Origin of the sequence: Mesorhizobium loti (assembly GCA_014189435.1) — a bacterium.
In the GTDB taxonomy this organism is placed as follows: domain Bacteria; phylum Pseudomonadota; class Alphaproteobacteria; order Rhizobiales; family Rhizobiaceae; genus Mesorhizobium; species Mesorhizobium loti_G.
The window spans coordinates 6191719-6209859 of record CP050293.1 but is presented as its reverse complement, the minus strand read 5'-3'; the positions used below and the strand labels follow the sequence as shown (position 1 = coordinate 6209859).

Here is an 18141-nt window from a genome sequence, read left to right as displayed (position 1 = left end):
CCGCCGGCGATGGCAAGACGGTGGCGTACACAGATTGGCGTTCACGAATTGACTTTAATCAATCGATTGATTAAAGTCCTGATATGATCAAGCAGCCCGACGCCAAAAACCTTCGCCGCGAGCCCGCCGAGATGACGCGCGCCGCCCTCGTCCAGGCGGCACTGAAGCTGTTCGGGCGGCAGGGGTTCGACGGCACCTCGACGCGCGAGGTCGCGGCCGAGGCGCAAGCCAATATCGGCTCGATCGCCTATCATTTCGGTGGCAAGGAGGGCCTTCGCGCCGCTGCCGCGGACTTTATCGTCGAGACCATCCAGGGTGTAGCCGGCCAGGCGCTCGGCAATGTGCAGGCGCCTGCGCCGGGACCAGCCAATCCGGAGGCGGCGCAAGCACAGCTCTTCGCGGCGCTGGAACGGATGGTCGGCTTCGTCGTGGCCAGCCCGCAGGCCGGCGAGATCGTGCAGTTCGTGTTGCGCGAGCTTTCGCATCCGACGGCAGCCCTCGACCGTATCTATGACGGCGTCTTCGAGCCGACGCATCGCCGGCTTTGCCAGCTCTGGGAACAGGCGACCGGAGAGCCGGCCGAAAGCGAGGCCACAAGGCTGACCGTGTTCACCCTGATCGGCCAGGTCATCTATTTCCGCATCGGCCGCGAGGCTGTGATGCGCCGCATGGGCTGGAACGACATCGGCGCCACCGAAGCCGCCAAGGTGGTGGCGGCCACATCGGGCAATCTCAAGGCCATATTGGCCTCAAGGAAGGGGCAAAGACCATGAGCTTTCTCTGTTCGCTGCCGCTCGCCGCGCAGCTTTTCAGCGTCTGTGCCCCGGCTGCCCCGCTGGCCGTCGGCTATGTCGAAGGCGACTATGTGCTGCTGGCGCCGATCGAGGTGGCGCAGGTCGAGACCGTCACGGTCAAACGCGGCGACCGAGTGGTGCCCGGCACGACCGTGGTGACGCTGGAAAGTGCCGACGCGAAGATCGCGGTGGCGCAGGCCGAGGCCGGCCTTGCCCAGGCGCAAGCGCAATTGGCCGACCTGCAGATCGGCAAGCGGCCGGAAGAGATCGCCGTGTTGAAGGCCGAGGTCGACATGGCCAGCGCCCAGGCCGCCGACGCCAAGCGCAAATTCGACCGCGCCGCCGATCTGTTCAAACGCGGCGCCGGCACGCAGGCCGATTTCGACACCGCGTCGGCGACGCTGGAGACGGCCAATGCGCAGGTCGGTCAGGCCACCGCCAATCTCGCCGTCGGCGGCCTGCCGGCGCGGCCCGAAACGATCAAGGCCGCCGACAACCAGGTCAAGCAGGCGCAGGCGACGCTGGAGCAGGCGCAATGGCGGCTGTCGAAGCGGGTGCTGGCAGCCCCGTCGCCCGGCCGCGTCAACGACGTCATCCGCAATCCCGGCGACACCGCAGGTCCGACCGCGCCGGTCATTTCGATCCTGCCCGACGGCGCGGTGAAGCTCAGCGTCTACATACCGGAGAGCGCCTTCTCCTCGGTCAAGGTCGGCACCTTGCTCGGCGTCCATTGCGACGGCTGCGGCCCGGATGTGAAGGCGCGCGTCAGCTACGTCTCGCCCGATCCCGAATTCACTCCACCGGTGATCTACTCCCTGGAGAACCGGCAGAAGCTGGTCTACCTCGTGGAGGCGCGGCCGGAGGGCGCCGCCGGCCCGCTGCAGCCCGGCCAGATCGTCGATGTCGATCTGGCGGACAGCGCAAAATGAACGCCATCGACGTCCATGGCCTGGTCAAGCGTTTTGGCGACAAGACTGTCGTCGACCATGTGACGATGTCGGTCGCCGAAGGCGAGATCGTCGGCTTTCTCGGGCCCAACGGTTCGGGCAAGACCACCACCATCCGCATCATGTGCGGCCTGCTGACGCCCGACGAAGGCGAAGGCACGGTGCTCGGCTTCAACATCCGCACCGACAGCCTGCGGATCAAGCGCGAAGTCGGCTACATGACGCAGAAATTCTCATTCTACGAGGATTTGACGATAGGCGAGAATCTCGAATTCGTGGCGCGGCTCTACCGGCTGAAACCGGTCGAGGAGCATGTGGCGCGAACGCTGGAGGAACTCGGCCTGACCACGCGCCGCAACCAGTTGGCCGGTACCTTGTCGGGCGGCTGGAAGCAGCGTCTGGCGCTCGCCGCCTGCATCATGCACAAGCCGAAATTGCTGCTGCTCGACGAGCCGACGGCCGGCGTCGACCCGAAGGCGCGGCGCGAGTTCTGGGACGAGATCCATCGCCTCGCCGGCGGCGGGCTGACCGTGCTGGTCTCTACCCACTACATGGACGAGGCCGAGCGCTGCCACCGAATCAGCTACATCTCCTACGGCAAGATGCTGGCCACCGGCACCGTCGCCGAGGTGGTGAAAAACGCCGGGCTGACCACCTTCGTCCTGCAGGGGCCGCGGCTCGACCAGGTGGCGGAAGCGCTTCAGGGCCGCCCCGGTGTCGACCAAGTGGCGCCGTTCGGCGCGACGCTGCATGTCGTAGGCTCCGACAAGAAGAAGCTTGAGGCGGCACTCGCCGATGTCGAAAGAGAGCACAAGGGCGTGAAAGTTTCGCCGGGCGAAACCAGCCTCGAGGACGTCTTCATCCAGTTCATGTCCGGCTCGAAGGACAACATGGCATGAACGATGTCTTTTCCTTCGCCCGGCTTGGCGCCTTGCTGATCAAGGAATTCATCCAGATGCGGCGCGACCGCATCACCTTCGCCATGATGCTCGGCGTGCCGCTGATACAGTTGGTGCTTTTCGGCTACGCCATCAACAACGACCCGAAAAGCCTGCCGGCAGCACTCGTGGCGACGAGCAACGATCCCTACACGCGTGCCATTGTCGCGGCGCTGCAGACCACCGGCTACTATCGTTTCGACCATGTCGCGCAAAGTGCCGCCGAGGCCGAGTTCCTGATATCGCGCGGCGACGTCGCCTTCGTCGTCACTATCCCCGCCGATTTCGCCAGGAGGGTGGAGAGCGGCAACAACCCGCAGATACTCATCGAGGCCGACGCCACCGACCCGGCGGTGGCCAGCGGCGCCATCTCGACGCTCGGCACCGTCGCCAGCCAGGCGCTGCTGAGGGCGCAAGGCACGCAGGAAGCCGCCGCCGAGGCCGCCAAGGGTCAGCTCGATGTCGTCGTGCACCGGCGCTACAATCCCGAAGGCATCTCGCAATACAACATCGTGCCCGGCCTGCTCGGCGTCATCCTGCAGATGACCATGGTGATGATGACCTCGATCGCGCTGACGCGCGAGACCGAGCGCGGCACGATGGAGAACCTGCTGGCCATGCCGTCCAGCCCGCTCGAGATCATGATGGGCAAGGTGCTGCCCTATCTGGCGGTCGGCGGCGTGCAGGTGGTGGTGGTGCTGGCGGCGGCGAAGCTTCTGTTCGCCATCCCCTTTACCGGATCGATGTCGCTGCTGTTGACCGCCGTGCTGATCTTCGTGCTTGCGCTGGTGCTGCTCGGCTATACGATTTCGACCGTCGCCCGCACGCAGATGCAGGCCCTCCAACTCACCTTCTTCTTCTTCCTGCCGTCGATCATGCTGTCGGGTTTCATGTTCCCCTATCGCGGCATGCCGGACTGGGCGCAGACCTTCGGCGAGATCTTCCCGCTGACGCATTTCCTGCGCATCACCCGCGCGGTGATGCTGAAGGGCGCGGAACTGCCGGGGGTGGCCGGCGAGATCGGCTGGCTGGTGGTGTTCGTGGCATTGTTTGCCGGCGTCGCATTGGTTCGGTTCAGGCGGACGCTGGATTAAGGCGCCGTTCGTGGCGAGGTCGGCAGGACAGCGCCCCCCTCTGTCCTGCCGGACATCTCCCCCACTTGGGGGAGATCGGCAGCTTTGGTGCCGGCCGCCCCTTTGCAGCGTTTGAGATTGGCGAAGGCCAAGGGGCAGCCAATCTCCCCACTTGTGGGGGAGATGTCCGGCAGGACAGAGGGGGGCGCGACGGATCGCTACCGAACAGTTTCGTCGCGGTCTTCGTCCACCCCTATGCCGCCGCCATGATCTCCGCATACGTCCCGAAATCGACATTGCCGCCCGACAGCACCACGGCAATGCATTTGCCCGACAGCTCGATCTCGCCCGATGACAGCGCCGCCAGCGCCACGCAACCGCCGGGCTCGACCACCAGCTTGAGATAGGCCATGGCGTCGCGCATCGCCTGTGCCGTCGCCTTGTCGGAGACGGCGATGCCGCCTGCGAGGTTCCTGCGGTTGATCTCGAAAGTGATCAGGCCGGGCTCGGCGGTCAGGATCGCATCGCAGATCGAGGCATGGCCGGGTTCGTTCGATACCCTGGCGCCTTCGATGAGCGAGCGGCGGGTGTCGTCGAAATGCTCGGGCTCCACTGCCCAGACCGCGGTCTCCGGCGAGGCGTCCTTGACCGCAACGGAGATGCCGCTGGTCAGGCCGCCGCCGCCGCAGGGGATGACGACCGCGTCGAGGCTGACGCCAAGCGCCTTTGCCTGGCGCATCAATTCGAGGCCGATCGTGCCCTGGCCGGCGATGATGGCCGGGTCGTCGAAGGGCGGTACCAGCACCATGCCTTCCTCGATGTAAGGCCGCACCACCGTCATGCGGTCGTCGCGAAAGCGGTCGAACGGCACCACCTCGGCGCCCATCTTGCGGACATTGGCGATCTTCATCGCCGGCGCATCGGCCGGCATGGCGATGACCGCCTTGACGCCGAACATTGCCGCCGACGCCGCGACGCCTTGCGCATGGTTGCCCGACGAGAAGGCGACGACGCCCCGGCTGCGTTCCTCCTCGCTCAGCGACGACAGCTTGTTGTAGGCGCCGCGGAACTTGAACGAGCCGGTACGCTGCAGTGTCTCCGGCTTGAACAGGATGCGGGCGCCGAAGCGCTTGTTCAGCTCCTGCGATTCGATCAGGGGGGGTCTCGACGATCAGGCCGGAGAGACGCGCGGCGGCGGCGTGAATGTCGGCGATACCAGGAGGGGTGGTCATGGCGGATCCTGCGGAAATGAGGTCCGCTTATGGTGCACGGAAAGGGAGGTGGCGCACCATGGGAAAAATGTGACCGTTACAAAGTTTAGCGAGTCATGATCGGCGTTTGTGCCGCCCCTCACCTGCCTGCCGGCATCCTCTCCCCGTATAGTGACGGGGAGAGGGAGCTGTCGCCAGCGGTTTCGCCAATCGCCAGCGTCGCAAGAAGGGCGCGGCATCACGGCCAGCTTCTTTCTCCCCGTCTCTATACGGGGAGAAATGCCCGGCAGGGCAATGAGGGGCGGCGCTGAGATCAGCAAATTGGCCACCCAATTCTAGCCAAGCAGCGTCCTTTGCCTCTTGCCTCCACCAAGCTTGCGCCAGTTGTTGAACCGGTGGCTGGCGGCGGCAAAGGAGATCTTCATCTGCTGGGCGACCGAATAGCGCGACTTGCCCTCGTCGAACATGCGGTAGCAGCACTCGACGCCTTCCTCGGTCAGCTTGCCGTCAGGCGCCTTGTTGTGCGGGTTGGCGGGGTCGAATTTCTCGACCTGCTGCTCGACCATGCCTTTCAGGCGCTGCAGGTCGGCCTCGATGCTGGCGATGAGATCGAGAACGGGCTTTGGGTCATAGGGATGCGGAGGCTGTTTTGCCGTCATCTGCTGGCTCCTTCTTCCTGGCTTGAGTTCGACTATATAGGTGAACATTCACTGATAATGAAGGGGACGGCTCGCGCGCGGACTTCAACAATTCTTGACCGCGACCCAAGCGCGCAATTGACCGAAGGCGTTCAAAACCCTAGTTTAGAACCATTCTAAACTAGGGTGAATTCCTCATGCTTTCCCGTGTTTTCGGCTTCGGCCGCCGTCCCTTCGAATCGCTCACCGAACAGGAGATCCTGGCGCTGGCCATTTCGTCCGAGGAGGATGACGGGCGCATCTACCGCGCCTACGCCGACGGGCTGACGGAGGCCTTCCCGCAATCGGCAAAAGTCTTCGAGGAGATGGCCGAGGAAGAGGATGGCCATCGCGACGCGCTGATCGAGCTTTTCCGCAGGCGTTTCGGCGAGCGCATTCCGCTGATCCGGCGCGAGCATGTGAAGGGCTATTACGAGCGCAAGCCCGACTGGCTGATCCGGCCGCTCGGCATCGAGCATGTGCGCAGCCAGGCCGAGGCGATGGAGCGGCAGGCCTATCTGTTCTATGTCGAAGCAGCCAAGCGCACGTCAGACATTTCGACCCGGAAACTGCTCGACGATCTGGCGGTGGCCGAGCTGGGCCATGAAACGCTGGCGCAGCGGCTGGAACAGAAACATGTGCCGGGCGCCGTCAAGGATGAGGAAGCCAGCGCCGAGCAGCGTCAGTTCATCCTCACCTATGTGCAGCCGGGGCTGGCCGGACTGATGGACGGTTCGGTGTCGACGCTGGCGCCGATCTTCGCCGCCGCTTTTGCCACGCATGACACCTGGCAGACGCTGCTGGTCGGGCTTGCCGCGTCGATAGGCGCCGGCATCTCGATGGGCTTTACCGAAGTCGCGTCAGACGACGGCAAACTTTCGGGCCGAGGCTCGCCGATCAAGCGCGGCCTGACCGTCGGCATCATGACGACGCTGGGCGGGCTCGGCCACGCACTGCCCTATCTCATCCCGAGCTTCTGGACGGCGACGGGTGTCGCCGCGGTGGTGGTGTTCTTCGAATTGTGGGCGATTGCCTTCGTCCAGAACCGCTACATGCAGACGCCCTTCCTGCGCGCCGCCTTCCAGGTGGTGCTGGGCGGCGCCCTGGTGTTCGCGGCCGGCGTGCTGATCGGGAATGCTTGAGTAAGCAAAGGTCGGCGCCGCCCCTCATCCGCCTGCCGGCACCTTCTCCCCGTATAGTGACGGGGAGAAGGGAGTTGGCCGAAACCTTGGCACTCTTCCCGCAATGCCGGCAATTGGCGAAATCGGTGATGACAGCGCCCCTCTCCCCGTCACTATACGGGGAGAGGATGCCGGCAGGCAGGTGAGGGGCAGCGCCAACACCAACCCACTAACATTTACCCATTCACCGCCCGGCTATCCCCAGGCGCCTCATCTCTCTCCGTCAGCCCATAGTCCCTCACGACATACGCAATCCGCAGACGGTAGCCGGCAAATATACCGCCACGGCCGGCCTTCTGCGCCTGCCGGTGCTCCTCGGTGTTGCGCCAGGCCTTGACCGCCTCCTCGTCGCGCCAGAACGACAAGGACAGGATGCGGTTTGGATCGACCAGGCTCTGGAAGCGCTCAATGGAGACAAAGCCGTCAATGCCGTCGAGCAGCGGCCGTAGATCGGCGGCGATGCCGAGATAGGCTTCACGCCTGCCCGCCGCCGGCTCGACCTCGAAGATGACGGCAATCACGGCAGCACCAGTTTCGCGTGCGGTCCCGAGACGTGTTTCAGGAACATGCGGTCCTCCTTCAGGATGAATCTTTCACGCTTGGCGAATTCGTAGTTTGCCTTGCCGGCGGGATCGGCGGCAAGCCGGGCGCGATAGGCTTCGTAAGCCGCCAGGCTGTCGATGTTGTAGGCGGCATAGGCGGTCGTGGCCGAGCCCTCATGCGGCGCGTAATAGCCGATCAAATCGGCGCCGCAGCGCGGAATGGCCTGGCCCCAGTTGCGGGCGTACTCCTCGAAGGCCGCCTTGCCGAACGGGTCGATCTCGTAGCGGATGAAGCAGGTGATGGTCATTGTGGTCTCCTTGGGTTTCCGCGTCGATAGTTCGAGCGGTGTCGAAACGTTGTGTCGCCTGGTCTGCTAAGCAATTCCCTCGGCGGTCATGTCTGCCAGAAGGATTTCGCGCATTCGCGGCGCACGTCTTGCCGAGTCAGGCCAAGGTCGCGCAGCAGATGATCGTCGACCTCGGCAAGGTCGAGACGCTGCAAATAGCGGTCATACCAGCGGGCCAGCAGTCGGGAGCGCAACCAGGTGATGAACGGGAACGATTGGCGGCTGGCGAGCGGTGCCGAGGGGAAAGCGGTTCGTGCTGTCATCGTCGTCTCCTTGATCTGATCGGAGAATAGTGGTTATCTGACAAGAATGCTTCGATGAGGAACGAACTATGCGCGAAGGACCTGACATCGCCCGCATCGCCAGCCTGGTCGGCGACCCGGCACGGGCAAATATGCTCAATGCCCTGATGGGCGGCACCGCGCTGACGGCGAGCGAACTGGCGCTCGAGGCAGGCGTCTCGCTGCCGACCGCCAGCTCGCATCTGGGCAAGCTGATGGAAGGCGGGCTGTTGACGGTGGCGAGCCAGGGCCGCCATCGCTATTACGGTCTCGCCGGACCGCAGGTGGCGGGCATGATCGAGGCCATCACCGGTGTCGCCGCCTCGGTTGGCCCGCAGCGCGTGCGGCCGGGCCCCCGCGACGGTGCCATGCGCGTGGCGCGCGTCTGCTACGACCACCTCGCCGGCGAGCAGGCGGTGGCGATGCTCGATCGCCTTGTCGCCAAAAAAATATTGGTCCGTGACGACAAGGAGATCAGGCTCGGGCCATCGGCGGCATCGCATTTCGCGGCGATAGGCATCGATGTCTACACCAAGCCGCGCCGGCCGGTGTGCCGCGCCTGCCTGGACTGGAGCGTGCGCCGCTCGCATCTCGCCGGCACGCTGGGCGCCGCCATCCTCGACAAGATCCTTGCCGAGAAATGGGCGCGCCGCGAGAAGGACAGCCGCGCGGTGATTTTCTCGCCGCCCGGCAAGCAGGCGTTCGAGAGGGTGTTTTTGAGCTGAGAAGCAGGCGGGACAGCGCCCCCCTCTGTCCTGCCGGACATCTCCCCCACACGGGGGAGATCGGACGTCACACCGGCTTTCGCCAATCTCTTACGGTGCAAAGGGACGCGCAACACCGAGGCTGCCAATCTCCCCACTCGTGGGGGAGATGTCCGGCAGGACAGAGGGGGGCGCGAAGGATCGCTACGCTGCCAAGTGCGAAATCACCCCCGCCCCAACACCTTCCCCCGCCCGAAGAAATCCGCCCACGGATCGGCTTGCGCCAGCTGCTTCAGCGTCGTCTTGTCGCCGATCGGGAAAGCGTTCGGCGCCAGCCCGGCCTCGATTTCAGCCCAGGTCACCGGCATCGACACGGTGGCGCCCTTCTTGGCGCGTGACGAATAGGGCGCGACTGTCGTCGAACCCCGGCCATTGCGCAGATAGTCGACGAAGATCTTCCCCGTGCGTGCCTTCTTCGACAGCGTCGCCGTGTAGCGGTCCGGCGCACCTTGTTCCAGCGCCTTGGCGAAATCATGGGCGAAGGTTTTTACCGCCTCCCAATCCGTCGAGGGCTTCAGCGGCACCAGCACGTGGTAGCCCTTGCCGCCTGAGGTCTTGACGAAATTCGCCAACGACAGCTCGTTGAGCTTGCCTCTGATGTCGAGCGCCGCCTCGCGCACCGCCTTCACGTCGACGCCTTCATCGGGATCGAGATCGAAGATGATCTGGTCCGGCTGTTCGAGCTTGTCTGTCGTGCAGCCCCAGATGTGGATTTCGACCACGCCGTATTGGACGAGTGCCGCAACGCCGTCGAAATCACGGATGAACAGGATCTCCTCGCCATCGGTCGGGTCCTTCATCCGGGCGATCTTGTCGCTCATGCCGGCCGAGGCGTGCTTCTGGAAGAAGCGCGGCCCGCCGACACCGTCGGGCGCGCGCACCAGGCTGAGCGGCCGGTTGACGACGAACTGTTCCATGCGTGGCCAAACTTGCGCGTAGTGGTCGAGCAGGCCTTGCTTGGATATTTTTTCGTCCGGCCACAGCAGCTTGTCGGGGTGGGAAAGTTTTACCGTGGTCGTCATCGAGCCCGCGGGTTTGGCAGCGCCGCCGGGTGCCGACTTGGCTGGAGTTTCGCTTGTTGCTGCTTTCGGCTTTTCCTGCACGACTTCCTCCGCCAGCTTGTCCTCGCGCAGCCCCTGGAACGAGGCGTGGCGTATTATACGGTCCGACGTCCAGCTGCGAAACTCCACTTCGCCGACAAGTTCCGGCTTGACCCAGACCAGGCCCTTGCCCTTCGGCACGGCGGCATCGAACGGCGACGACTTCGCCTCGAGCGCATCGAGCCTCTTCTTCAGGTCGGTTGCGCCCTTGGCGGAGAAGCCGGTGCCGACGCGGCCGGCGTAATGCAGCTTGCCGCCCTCATGATAGCCGACCAGCAGCGAGCGCAGCCCGCGCCCGGTCTTCTCCGACGGCAGATAGCCGCCGATGACGAATTCCTGCCGCGCCGTGCATTTCGATTTCACCCAGGTTGGGCCGCGGCCGCTGCGATAGGGTGCGTCGGCGCGTTTTGAGACGACGCCTTCCAGTCCCATGCGGCAGGCATGCTCCAGCATGATCTTGCCGGGTTCGGAAAAATGGTCGCTGAAACGGACTGCCGCATTCTCCGGCTGCTTGCCGAGCAAGTCCTGCAAGGCCTGTTTGCGCTCGACCAATGGCTCGCGGCGCAGATCCTTCCCGTCGAGGTGCATCAGGTCGAAGACGTAGTAGATAAAGCGGTTGGTTCGATTGGCAGACAAATCCTGCTGCAGCAGCGAGAAAGAAGAAACGCCGCTGTCGGCCAGCACGACGATCTCTCCGTCGATGATGGCGTCCCTGCATTTCAGTCCGGCCAGTTCCGCGACGATCTCGCCGCCGAATTTCTCCGTCCAGTCGAGGCCGGTGCGGGTCAGCAGCCGCACTTCGGTGCCGGCGATCTGCGCCTGCATGCGATAGCCGTCGAACTTCACCTCATGCAGCCAGTCCTTGCCCGGCGGGGCATCGCGCTCCAGCGTGGCGAGCTGCGGCTCGACAAAGTCGAGTTTCTTGCCCCCGGCCTTCGCCTTGCCGGCGGCCGGCTTGTTTGAATGCCAGACATCAGGCTTCTCGCCCTTGGCGGTCTTGCCTTCGCCGACCTCTTCGATCGTCAGGCCGGACTTCACCGATTCCGGCGCCTCCTTGAGAATATCCTCGCCGGGGCGCGCGGCGGCATCGTCGGACTTGATCAGCAGCCAGTTGTCGCGCTTTTCGCCCGCACGGGGTTTCAGCCTGACCAGATGCCACAATCCATGCAGCTTGTGGCCGTGCAGCTCGAAGCTGATATGGCCCTTCTTCATCGCCTTGGCCGGGTCGATCTCGGGGGTCCAGGTGCCCTCGTCCCAGACGATGACCGAACCGCCGCCATATTCGCCCTTGGGAATGGTGCCCTCGAACGGCGCATAGTCGGTTGGATGATCCTCGACATGCACGGCCAGCCGCTTCTCATGCGGGTCGAGACTCGGGCCGCGCGTCACCGCCCAGCTCCACAGCACACCGTCATGTTCGAGGCGCAGGTCGTAGTGCAGCCGCGTCGCGGCGTGCTTGTGGATGACGAAGATACCGCCGGCCTTGGCCTTCTTGTCGCGAGATACCTTGCCGGCCGGCTCGGCGGTCTTCTTGAAATCGCGCTTGGAGTGATACTGTTCGAGGCTGGCCATTGCTTCTTTTCCTCAGGCCGATTTGCGCTTGGGCGCGCTGGCTTTCGGTTTGGCGCGTTTGGCTTTCGCCGATGAAGCTTTTGTTGAGCCATCCGACGACAGGCTCTTCTTCAGCGCATCGAACAGATTGACGACGTTGGAAGGCTTGGGCGCTGCCTTGGCCGTGGGCGCCTTCTTGCCGGCCTTCTTGGCACGGATCAGCTCCAGCAGTGCGTCCTCGTATTTGTCATCGAATTTCGAGGGATCGAACGTCGCTTTCTTCTTGTCGATGATCAGCTCGGCCAGATCGGTCATCTCCTGATCGGTCTTCACCGCCTTGATGTCACCGAAAACAGTGTCCGGCTGCCGCACCGTGTTGTTGTAGCGCAGCGTCGTCAGCACCATGCCCTTGCCCAGCGGCTCGATGACCACCGGGCGCTCGCGTTGATAGAGCACGATGCGGGCCAGCCCGGCCATCTTCTTGCCGGCCATCGCATCCCTGATGACGGCGAACGCCTCCTCCGACACCTTGTCGGCCGGCGCCACATAATAGGGCGTGTCGAGGTAGATCTGCTGGATCGAGGCTTTGTCGACGAAACCGTCGAGCGCCATCGTGTGCGAGGACTCGATCTGCACCGCCTCGATCTCGTCTTCCTCGATATGGACGAAATCGCCGTCGCTGACTTCGTAGCCCTTGATCTCGTCGTCGTCGCCGAGCGGCTTGCCGGTTTCGGAATCGACATAGATACGCTTCACCGTGTTGCCGGTCTTGCGGTTCAGCACCCGGAACGAGACCTTTTCGGTGTGGGTGACGACGTTAGTCAGCTCGACGGCACAGGTGACCAGCGACAGCTTTAGATAGCCCTTCCAGGCAGGACGCGGCGCCATGACAATTTCCCTTCAGCAACAGATGAAGGTGAGAACGGACAGACCGCGCTCCAGTTCCGCGCTCCCGCACCGATCTGGATGCCAAGCGCCGCCCAGGCGTTCTGGCCGCCAGCACGGAAATTTCACGGGCGCGGCCAAAGTTGAAACAGAACCGCACGCAGGCGACATTCAAACGAAACATATGTGATGCAAAAGTCACATTGGGCGCAATGCCGACCAACTGCACGGAAAGACCCCGAATCAGCCGCATTCCGGCCATGAAGCGAGGCATTTTCGACCAGATATTAACATCACGTTCACCGACTATTCACGCCTCGACGCTATGATGACCGCAATTCGGAAGGGACATCCGAAAATCGGGACAGGGACAAGGTAAATGAACTTCCTCGCGCACCTCATCGGCTATGCCGCCGCCATCCGCGAATTCGTCGCGCCGACCTATCGGCCCGAGCGCTATTACATGCGTGGCCCCGGCCCGGCTTGCGCCCGTCGCGGCAACTCGCTCGGCGTGAGCGCGCACTGATCATGGCTTTCGAAAATCGCCACGACAGCCGGATCTGCAGGCCGGCCGCCTCTACCCGCGCCACCACCTATCGCGCCGAGCGTCCCGCTCTCGCCGATAGGCGGCGTGCGACATCGCCACGGCTTTGATACCTTCGCCGGCGAGCCTGTCTCTCCAAGACGGGCTGCCGAGGTGTCCATCGATCACCTCTTCAAGCCGATGACTAAGGCTTGTTCCCCCGGCGCCCAAAAACTTTTGGCCCGCTGCCGGTGAGAATACCGAGACCACGAGCAAAGCGGCCCATCTCGGCAAGTCGACGATATGTGTCGTCAACCATCTCAGCTATTTCAGGCTTCGGCGCGGGCCGGCTCTTCCAATCCGGGCTTCCTTTCACGCGGTAGTGCGTATGGGGCACATGGATCATGTCATGGTTCCCCGCGACGACGACCATGTCGTGCGGAAGGGTCAATTGCGGCACAAGCTCGTATATGAAGCGGTGAAACTCTACGGCGACAAGCGCATTGAAGATGGTCTCGGTATAAGGCGCGGCGTCGCGTCCGACTTTTTCTGACGCTGTTCCGGCATCTTGCACGACGAACCCGTACCGAGAGTGGTCGCCGCGAACGATCGATCTCTTGAAGGCGAGTACTTCATGCATGCCATCAATCTCGGCGACACCGACCTGGTCGAAGCCACCTTGCCATTTGCTCGCGGCTGCAGCGTACTGAAGCCCTATGTCCTCGTCTGATTTCACAAGAAAATCATAGACGTTGCGATTATAGAGACTGACGTCGACGCCTTGCGTGAAACCGTGTTTGGCGTCGCCAAGCTGCTCATGATCTGAAATATCGATGCTCAGGCCAACGATCTGATCGATGGTGCCGTGGTCATGTTCCATGGCGTTGAACAGTTCTGAGATCGAGCGCTGGATATCGGCTTTCTCATCGCCGATCCTGAGCCCGAGAACAAAATCGAAGTCCCGGATCGGCATATCCCTCAGGGTCTTCGCGAGGTGTTCTTTTCCCGCCGAAAACTCTCGCTGATCGACGATTTGCCGGGTAACGTTGAAAATATTGTTCTTCCAAGCTCGAAATTCTTCAATCAGCTTGGCGCGTTCAGGATTGGCTGACATCGTTGAACCCCTTGATCCGGGTGTAGACTGCTATGCACTCTGTTAATAATCTCTCTTTCGCCAAGCATAAATGCGACATTTACCAGCTTTGATAAGTGCAAGGGATAAGCAGTCGAGTTGTTGCCTGCCTTTTATTCAAGTATCACCAACTCACCGATTGTGCCGCTTCGCCTATCGCGGCGAGCGCCCGGTTCTCGCCGACGGCGACATGCGACACTGCCACGTCTTTGACGCCGCCCCCGGCTGGCTTAATCTCCCAGGGACATGAGCTGCCGAGGCCAGCGTGACCGACCTTCCCAGTCCTTCTCCGTTCGACGCCCATCATCCGCTGATCGTCTTCGATGGCGTCTGTGTGTTCTGCTCCGGCTTCGTGCGCATGGTGGTCAGGCTCGACCGTCAAAGCCGCTTCCGCTTCGCCACCGCGCAGTCGCCATTCGGCGAAGCGCTGTTCAAGAAGCACGGGCTGCGGACGGACAGCTACGAAACCAATCTTGTCCTGATCGACGGTGTCGCCTTCACGCGGCTTGAGAGCTTCGTTGCCGTCATGTCGGAACTCGGCTGGCCGTGGCGGGCGATGAAGGCTCTGCTGGTGCTGCCGCGCCCGCTGCGTGACTGGCTCTACGATCGCATTGCCAAGAATCGGTACGCGCTGTTCGGCAGAAAGGACAGTTGCGAGGTTCCTTCCGCCGAGATGCGGGAGCGGTTCCTAGGCTAGAAGGCGTGGCTCTGAGGGAGCAGCGGATGAAGCTTCTGATTGTCGGCGGTTACGGTATCTTTGGTGGCCGCATCATCCAATTGCTGGAGAACGAGGCACGGCTGACGGTGATCGTCGCCGGCCGCTCGCTGGCCAAGGCCGAGGCCTGGTGCAGAACGCGTGGCGATGTCGCGGCGCGCTTGGTGCCGACAGTGTTCGATCGCGACGGTGACCTCGCCGCGCAACTGACGTCGTTGCGTCCCGACACGCTGGTCGATGCCAGCGGCCCGTTTCAGGCCTATGGCGAGGGCCGCTATCGGCTGATCGAGGCCTGCATCGCGCAGGGCATCAATTATCTCGATCTCGCCGACGGATCGGATTTCGTCGCCGGCGTGCCGGCCTTCGATGCGGCAGCCAGGCAAGCCGCGCTGTTCGTACTGTCGGGGGTTTCCAGCTTTCCGGTGCTGACGGCGGCGGTGGTGCGCCTGCTGTCATCGGACATGGTGCGGGTCGATACGATCAGAGGCGGCATCGCGCCATCACCCTATGCCGGCGTCGGCGAAAACGTCATCCGCGCCATAGCAGGTTACGCCGGCCAGCCGGTCGGGCTGGTGCGTGACGGCGGCAAGGCGCAAGGCCATCCGCTCACAGAACAGATGCGCTACACCATCGCGCCGCCCGGCCGGGTGCCGCTCAACAACACGCTGTTCTCGCTTTTAGACGTGCCGGACCTTCGCGCATTGGCGGAACTCTGGCCACAGGCAAAAACCATCTGGATGGGCGCCGGCCCGGTTCCCGAAGTGCTGCATCGCGTCCTGATTGGCCTCGCCTGGCTGGTGCGCATCGGCTTGATCCGCTCGCTGTCGCCGCTTGCCCCGCTGATGCACTGGGCGACCAACCGGCTGCGCTGGGGCGAGCATCGCGGCGGCATGTTCGTTGAGGTCACCGGCGCCGGTCAGATCGGCACGCCGGTCAAACGCTCATGGCATCTGCTGGCCGAGGGTGATGATGGGCCGTTGATCCCGGCGATGGCGGTTGAGGCCTTGGTGCGCAAGGCGCTGGACGGCCATGCGCCTGCGCCCGGCGCACGCGCGGCAGTGCGAGATCTCGAACTCGAAGATTACGAGGCTCTGTTTGCCGCCAAGACGATCTACACGGGCTTTCGCGACGACACCGAAGCGGCCGACACCGATCAACCGCTCTATGCCGCCTTGCTCGGCGGGGCCTGGCAGCGCTTGCCTGAGCAAATCCGGACCATGCACAACCGTGCGGCAGGGGCCGAAGGGCGTGCCGGTATCGAGCGCGGACAAAATATCCTTAGCCGGCTGGCCGCGTGGCTGGCCGGATTTCCCAAGGCGAGCGCCGATGTCCCGGTTCGGGTCCGCTTCGAAGTCGACAAGGGGGAAGAAACCTGGACGCGGACATTCGGCACGCACAGCTTCTCCAGCCGCCAGTTTGTTGGCCATGGCCGTTCGGAGCGCCTGCTGTGCGAGCGCTTCGGCCCGCTGACCTTTGCCATGGCGCTGGTGACCGGGGACGAAAAACTGTCGCTGGTCCTGCGCCGCTGGAGCATTTTCGGGCTGCCGCTGCCGATGTGGCTCTGTCCGCGCTCGACATCGTTCGAAACCGTCGAGAATGGCCGCTTCCGCTTCCATGTCGAGATTTCCCATCCGCTCACCGGCTTGATCGTGCGCTATCGCGGCTGGCTCGCGCCATCCGACCCGAATGGTTGAGTGCGGCATGCGCGCATGCCCGCTTGCGTGAAATGTCTTCGGAGCCGAAAGATTTTTCCAACGCCTGTCGAAATCGGCCAGGGCCGCGCGACATACGTCCGGCTCGCAACGAAGCGGCCTTCGAAACAACGGGAGAAGACCATGCGATACATGATTTTGATCTACGCCGACGAAGCCGCGATGGCGAATGCTCCGGCCGAGGCGACCTACCAGATGAGTGCCGCCTATGGCGCCTATACCGAAGCCCTGAAGAAATCCGGCGCGTGGCTGGCCGGCGACCGGCTGCGCCCGAGTCAGGTGACCACCTCCGTTAGGGTGGCTGGTGGCAAGACCAACGTCCTCGACGGCCCCTATGCCGACACCAAGGAGCAGCTTGCAGGCTTCTACATGATCGAGGCCGCGGATGCCGACGCCGCGATCGCCTGGGCGGCGCGCTGCCCGGCGGCCAGCGCCGGCACTGTCGAGCTGCGACCGATCTGGGAACTGACCGAGTACCTGTCTGAAAAATGACGATGTGATGGACAGTCGCTCGGAGATCGCCCGGGCGGCCGCCGAGGCGGCCGCCGAGGCGGCCGCCAGGCAAAGCTACGGCAAGCTGGTCGCCTGGCTCGCGGCGCGCACCCGCGACGTGGCTGCCGCCGAGGACGCGCTGGCCGACGCCTTTGCCGCGGCACTCGAACGCTGGCCACGAACCGGCGTGCCGGAAAAGCCGGAAGCCTGGCTGCTGGCGGTGGCAAGGCGGCGCCGCGTCGATGCGGTGCGGCGGCGGCTGACCAGCCAGGCCGGCCGCGAGCATCTCAAGCTGATTGCCGAGGAAGCGGAGGCGCGCATGACCGACGAAGACCTGCCCGACGAACGGCTGCGGCTGATGTTCGCTTGCGCCCATCCGGCGATCGAGGCCAGCGTACGGTCGCCGCTGATCCTGCAGACCGTGCTCGGATTTGACGCGGCGACGATCGCCTCTGCCTTCCTGGTCTCGCCGGCAACGATGGGCCAGCGCCTGGTGCGTGCCAAGACCCGCATCCGTGAAACCGGCATTCCGTTCCGCGTGCCGGAGCGGGCCGAACTCGGCGAACGGCTGGATGCGGTGCTGGAAGCGATCTACGCCGCCTTCGCCGAAGGCTGGTCCGATCCGGCGGGCACCGAAACGCGCCGCCGCAATCTGGCGACCGAAGGCATCTGGCTCGGTCGCCTGGTGGCTTCGCTGTTGCCGGAGGAGCCCGAGGCGCTTGGCCTGTTGTCGCTGATGCTGTTTGCCGAGGCGCGCCGCGCCGCACGGCGCGATGCTGCCGGGGATTACGTGCCGCTGGCTGAACAGGACTATACGCTCTGGGATCGCGCTTTGGTCGATGAGGCGGAAGCGTTGCTCGGCCACGCCGCCACCATGGGCGTCATCGGCCGCTACCAGCTCGAGGCGGCCGTGCAGTCCGCACATGCGGCACGACGCCTGACCGGCCGCACCGACTGGGTGGCGATCCGCGAGCTCTACGACGCGCTGCTTTCGATCGCGGGATCGCCGGTGGTGGCAATCAACCGCGCAGTGGCGATTGCCGAGGCCGAGGGCGCCGTGGCGGGATTGGCGGCCCTTTACGTGCTGGGCGACGACAAGCGGCTTGATGACTATCAGCCCTATTGGGCAGCCCGCGCCGGTCTGCTGGCAAGGCTCGGTCAGGTGCCACATGCAATCGAGGCCTATGATCGGGCAATCGGCCTCGAGCGCGACCCGGCGGTGCGCCGGTTCCTGCAGGGAAAACGGGCAGTGCTCAGAAATTGAGCCTCGCCACCG

18 protein-coding genes and 1 pseudogene are annotated in these 18141 nt (G+C 63.9%); 11 read left to right on the top strand and 8 right to left on the bottom strand.

The genetic code is table 11. The features are described from left to right. Positions 1-83: 83 nt before the first annotated feature. From HB777_29780 to HB777_29765, 4 genes are read left to right on the top strand one after another with little or no spacing between them, the layout of a single operon-like run. Positions 84-773, top strand: a complete 690-nt coding sequence (locus HB777_29780) for a CerR family C-terminal domain-containing protein (GenBank protein ID QND67716.1) — start codon at positions 84-86, stop codon at positions 771-773. Then, a complete protein-coding gene (locus HB777_29775; GenBank protein ID QND67715.1) occupies positions 770-1723 on the top strand; it encodes an HlyD family efflux transporter periplasmic adaptor subunit in 954 nt (317 codons plus the stop codon). Before HB777_29780 ends, HB777_29775 begins: the two co-directional genes overlap by 4 nt. Beyond that, positions 1720-2640, top strand: coding sequence for an ABC transporter ATP-binding protein (locus tag HB777_29770; GenBank protein ID QND67714.1), 921 nt, complete (start codon positions 1720-1722; stop codon positions 2638-2640). Before HB777_29775 ends, HB777_29770 begins: the two co-directional genes overlap by 4 nt. Continuing rightward, on the top strand, positions 2637-3773 hold the full coding sequence (locus tag HB777_29765) for an ABC transporter permease (GenBank protein QND67713.1): 1137 nt from the start codon (positions 2637-2639) through the stop codon (positions 3771-3773). Before HB777_29770 ends, HB777_29765 begins: the two co-directional genes overlap by 4 nt. Before the next feature lie 232 nt (positions 3774-4005). On the opposite strand, the pseudogene HB777_29760 reads toward HB777_29765, so the two are convergent. Together HB777_29760 and HB777_29755 are read right to left on the bottom strand one after the other, a co-directional pair. Next, a pseudogene (locus HB777_29760) lies at positions 4006-4984 on the bottom strand (threonine/serine dehydratase). A gap of 314 nt (positions 4985-5298) precedes the next feature. After that, positions 5299-5622, bottom strand: coding sequence for a hypothetical protein (locus tag HB777_29755; GenBank protein QND67712.1), 324 nt, complete (start codon positions 5620-5622; stop codon positions 5299-5301). 176 nt (positions 5623-5798) lie between these two features. Between HB777_29755 and HB777_29750 the strand changes: the two genes are divergently transcribed. Continuing rightward, positions 5799-6782: a rubrerythrin family protein gene (locus HB777_29750; protein ID QND67711.1), complete on the top strand. Its 984-nt coding sequence runs from the start codon at positions 5799-5801 to the stop codon at positions 6780-6782. Positions 6783-6997: 215 nt separating this feature from the next. Here HB777_29750 and HB777_29745 read toward each other — a convergent pair whose 3' ends face one another. The 3 genes from HB777_29745 to HB777_29735 form a co-directional block, all read right to left on the bottom strand. Continuing rightward, positions 6998-7342: an antibiotic biosynthesis monooxygenase gene (locus HB777_29745; protein QND67710.1), complete on the bottom strand. Its 345-nt coding sequence runs from the start codon at positions 7340-7342 to the stop codon at positions 6998-7000. Beyond that, a complete protein-coding gene (locus tag HB777_29740) occupies positions 7339-7671 on the bottom strand; it encodes an NIPSNAP family protein (GenBank protein ID QND67709.1) in 333 nt (110 codons plus the stop codon). Before HB777_29740 ends, HB777_29745 begins: the two co-directional genes overlap by 4 nt. A gap of 86 nt (positions 7672-7757) precedes the next feature. After that, the gene (locus tag HB777_29735; GenBank protein QND67708.1) at positions 7758-7973 is read right to left on the bottom strand and encodes a DUF1127 domain-containing protein; all 216 of its coding nucleotides are present in this window, start codon (positions 7971-7973) and stop codon (positions 7758-7760) included. Between the two features lie 68 nt (positions 7974-8041). Between HB777_29735 and HB777_29730 the strand changes: the two genes are divergently transcribed. Further along, positions 8042-8716, top strand: a complete 675-nt coding sequence (locus tag HB777_29730) for a winged helix-turn-helix transcriptional regulator (GenBank protein QND67707.1) — start codon at positions 8042-8044, stop codon at positions 8714-8716. A 203-nt stretch (positions 8717-8919) separates the two neighbouring features. Here the strand turns inward: HB777_29730 and ligD are convergent, their stop codons facing one another. Together ligD and HB777_29720 are read right to left on the bottom strand one after the other, a co-directional pair. Next, on the bottom strand, positions 8920-11427 hold the full coding sequence (gene ligD, locus HB777_29725) for a DNA ligase D (GenBank protein QND67706.1): 2508 nt from the start codon (positions 11425-11427) through the stop codon (positions 8920-8922). A 12-nt stretch (positions 11428-11439) separates the two neighbouring features. Further along, positions 11440-12294 carry a Ku protein gene (locus HB777_29720; GenBank protein QND67705.1) on the bottom strand — a complete coding sequence of 285 codons (855 nt, stop codon included), beginning with the start codon at positions 12292-12294 and terminating at the stop codon, positions 11440-11442. A gap of 376 nt (positions 12295-12670) precedes the next feature. Here HB777_29720 and HB777_29715 point away from each other — a divergent pair, with 376 nt between their 5' ends. Further along, the gene (locus tag HB777_29715; GenBank protein ID QND67704.1) at positions 12671-12817 is read left to right on the top strand and encodes a hypothetical protein; all 147 of its coding nucleotides are present in this window, start codon (positions 12671-12673) and stop codon (positions 12815-12817) included. A 202-nt stretch (positions 12818-13019) separates the two neighbouring features. On the opposite strand, the gene HB777_29710 is transcribed toward HB777_29715, so the two are convergent. Then, the gene (locus HB777_29710; protein QND67703.1) at positions 13020-13928 is read right to left on the bottom strand and encodes a hypothetical protein; all 909 of its coding nucleotides are present in this window, start codon (positions 13926-13928) and stop codon (positions 13020-13022) included. A 283-nt stretch (positions 13929-14211) separates the two neighbouring features. Here HB777_29710 and HB777_29705 point away from each other — a divergent pair, with 283 nt between their 5' ends. The 4 genes from HB777_29705 to HB777_29690 all read left to right on the top strand — a co-directional run bounded on the left by HB777_29705 (position 14212) and on the right by HB777_29690 (position 18129). Continuing rightward, positions 14212-14643, top strand: coding sequence for a DUF393 domain-containing protein (locus tag HB777_29705; protein QND67702.1), 432 nt, complete (start codon positions 14212-14214; stop codon positions 14641-14643). 11 nt (positions 14644-14654) lie between these two features. Then, a complete protein-coding gene (locus HB777_29700; GenBank protein ID QND68948.1) occupies positions 14655-16355 on the top strand; it encodes a DUF4166 domain-containing protein in 1701 nt (566 codons plus the stop codon). 141 nt (positions 16356-16496) lie between these two features. Then, positions 16497-16865, top strand: a complete 369-nt coding sequence (locus HB777_29695) for a YciI family protein (GenBank protein ID QND67701.1) — start codon at positions 16497-16499, stop codon at positions 16863-16865. Positions 16866-16872: 7 nt separating this feature from the next. Continuing rightward, positions 16873-18129 (top strand): RNA polymerase sigma factor, encoded by a 1257-nt coding sequence (locus tag HB777_29690; protein QND67700.1) that lies wholly within the window; start codon positions 16873-16875, stop codon positions 18127-18129. The last annotated feature ends 12 nt before the right edge of the window (positions 18130-18141 follow it).

Excerpts from the sequence above, each read along its gene's own strand:
- HB777_29780 (QND67716.1), top strand. The coding sequence starts at position 84 with ATGATCAAGCAGCCCGACGCCAAAAACCTTCGCCGCGAGCCCGCCGAG.
- HB777_29775 (QND67715.1), top strand. The coding sequence starts at position 770 with ATGAGCTTTCTCTGTTCGCTGCCGCTCGCCGCGCAGCTTTTCAGCGTC.
- HB777_29770 (QND67714.1), top strand. The coding sequence starts at position 1,720 with ATGAACGCCATCGACGTCCATGGCCTGGTCAAGCGTTTTGGCGACAAG.
- HB777_29765 (QND67713.1), top strand. The coding sequence starts at position 2,637 with ATGAACGATGTCTTTTCCTTCGCCCGGCTTGGCGCCTTGCTGATCAAG.
- HB777_29755 (QND67712.1), bottom strand. The coding sequence starts at position 5,622 with ATGACGGCAAAACAGCCTCCGCATCCCTATGACCCAAAGCCCGTTCTC.
- HB777_29750 (QND67711.1), top strand. The coding sequence starts at position 5,799 with ATGCTTTCCCGTGTTTTCGGCTTCGGCCGCCGTCCCTTCGAATCGCTC.
- HB777_29740 (QND67709.1), bottom strand. The coding sequence starts at position 7,671 with ATGACCATCACCTGCTTCATCCGCTACGAGATCGACCCGTTCGGCAAG.
- HB777_29735 (QND67708.1), bottom strand. The coding sequence starts at position 7,973 with ATGACAGCACGAACCGCTTTCCCCTCGGCACCGCTCGCCAGCCGCCAA.
- HB777_29730 (QND67707.1), top strand. The coding sequence starts at position 8,042 with ATGCGCGAAGGACCTGACATCGCCCGCATCGCCAGCCTGGTCGGCGAC.
- ligD (QND67706.1), bottom strand. The coding sequence starts at position 11,427 with ATGGCCAGCCTCGAACAGTATCACTCCAAGCGCGATTTCAAGAAGACC.
- HB777_29720 (QND67705.1), bottom strand. The coding sequence starts at position 12,294 with ATGGCGCCGCGTCCTGCCTGGAAGGGCTATCTAAAGCTGTCGCTGGTC.
- HB777_29715 (QND67704.1), top strand. The coding sequence starts at position 12,671 with ATGAACTTCCTCGCGCACCTCATCGGCTATGCCGCCGCCATCCGCGAA.
- HB777_29710 (QND67703.1), bottom strand. The coding sequence starts at position 13,928 with ATGTCAGCCAATCCTGAACGCGCCAAGCTGATTGAAGAATTTCGAGCT.
- HB777_29695 (QND67701.1), top strand. The coding sequence starts at position 16,497 with ATGCGATACATGATTTTGATCTACGCCGACGAAGCCGCGATGGCGAAT.
- HB777_29690 (QND67700.1), top strand. The coding sequence starts at position 16,873 with ATGGACAGTCGCTCGGAGATCGCCCGGGCGGCCGCCGAGGCGGCCGCC.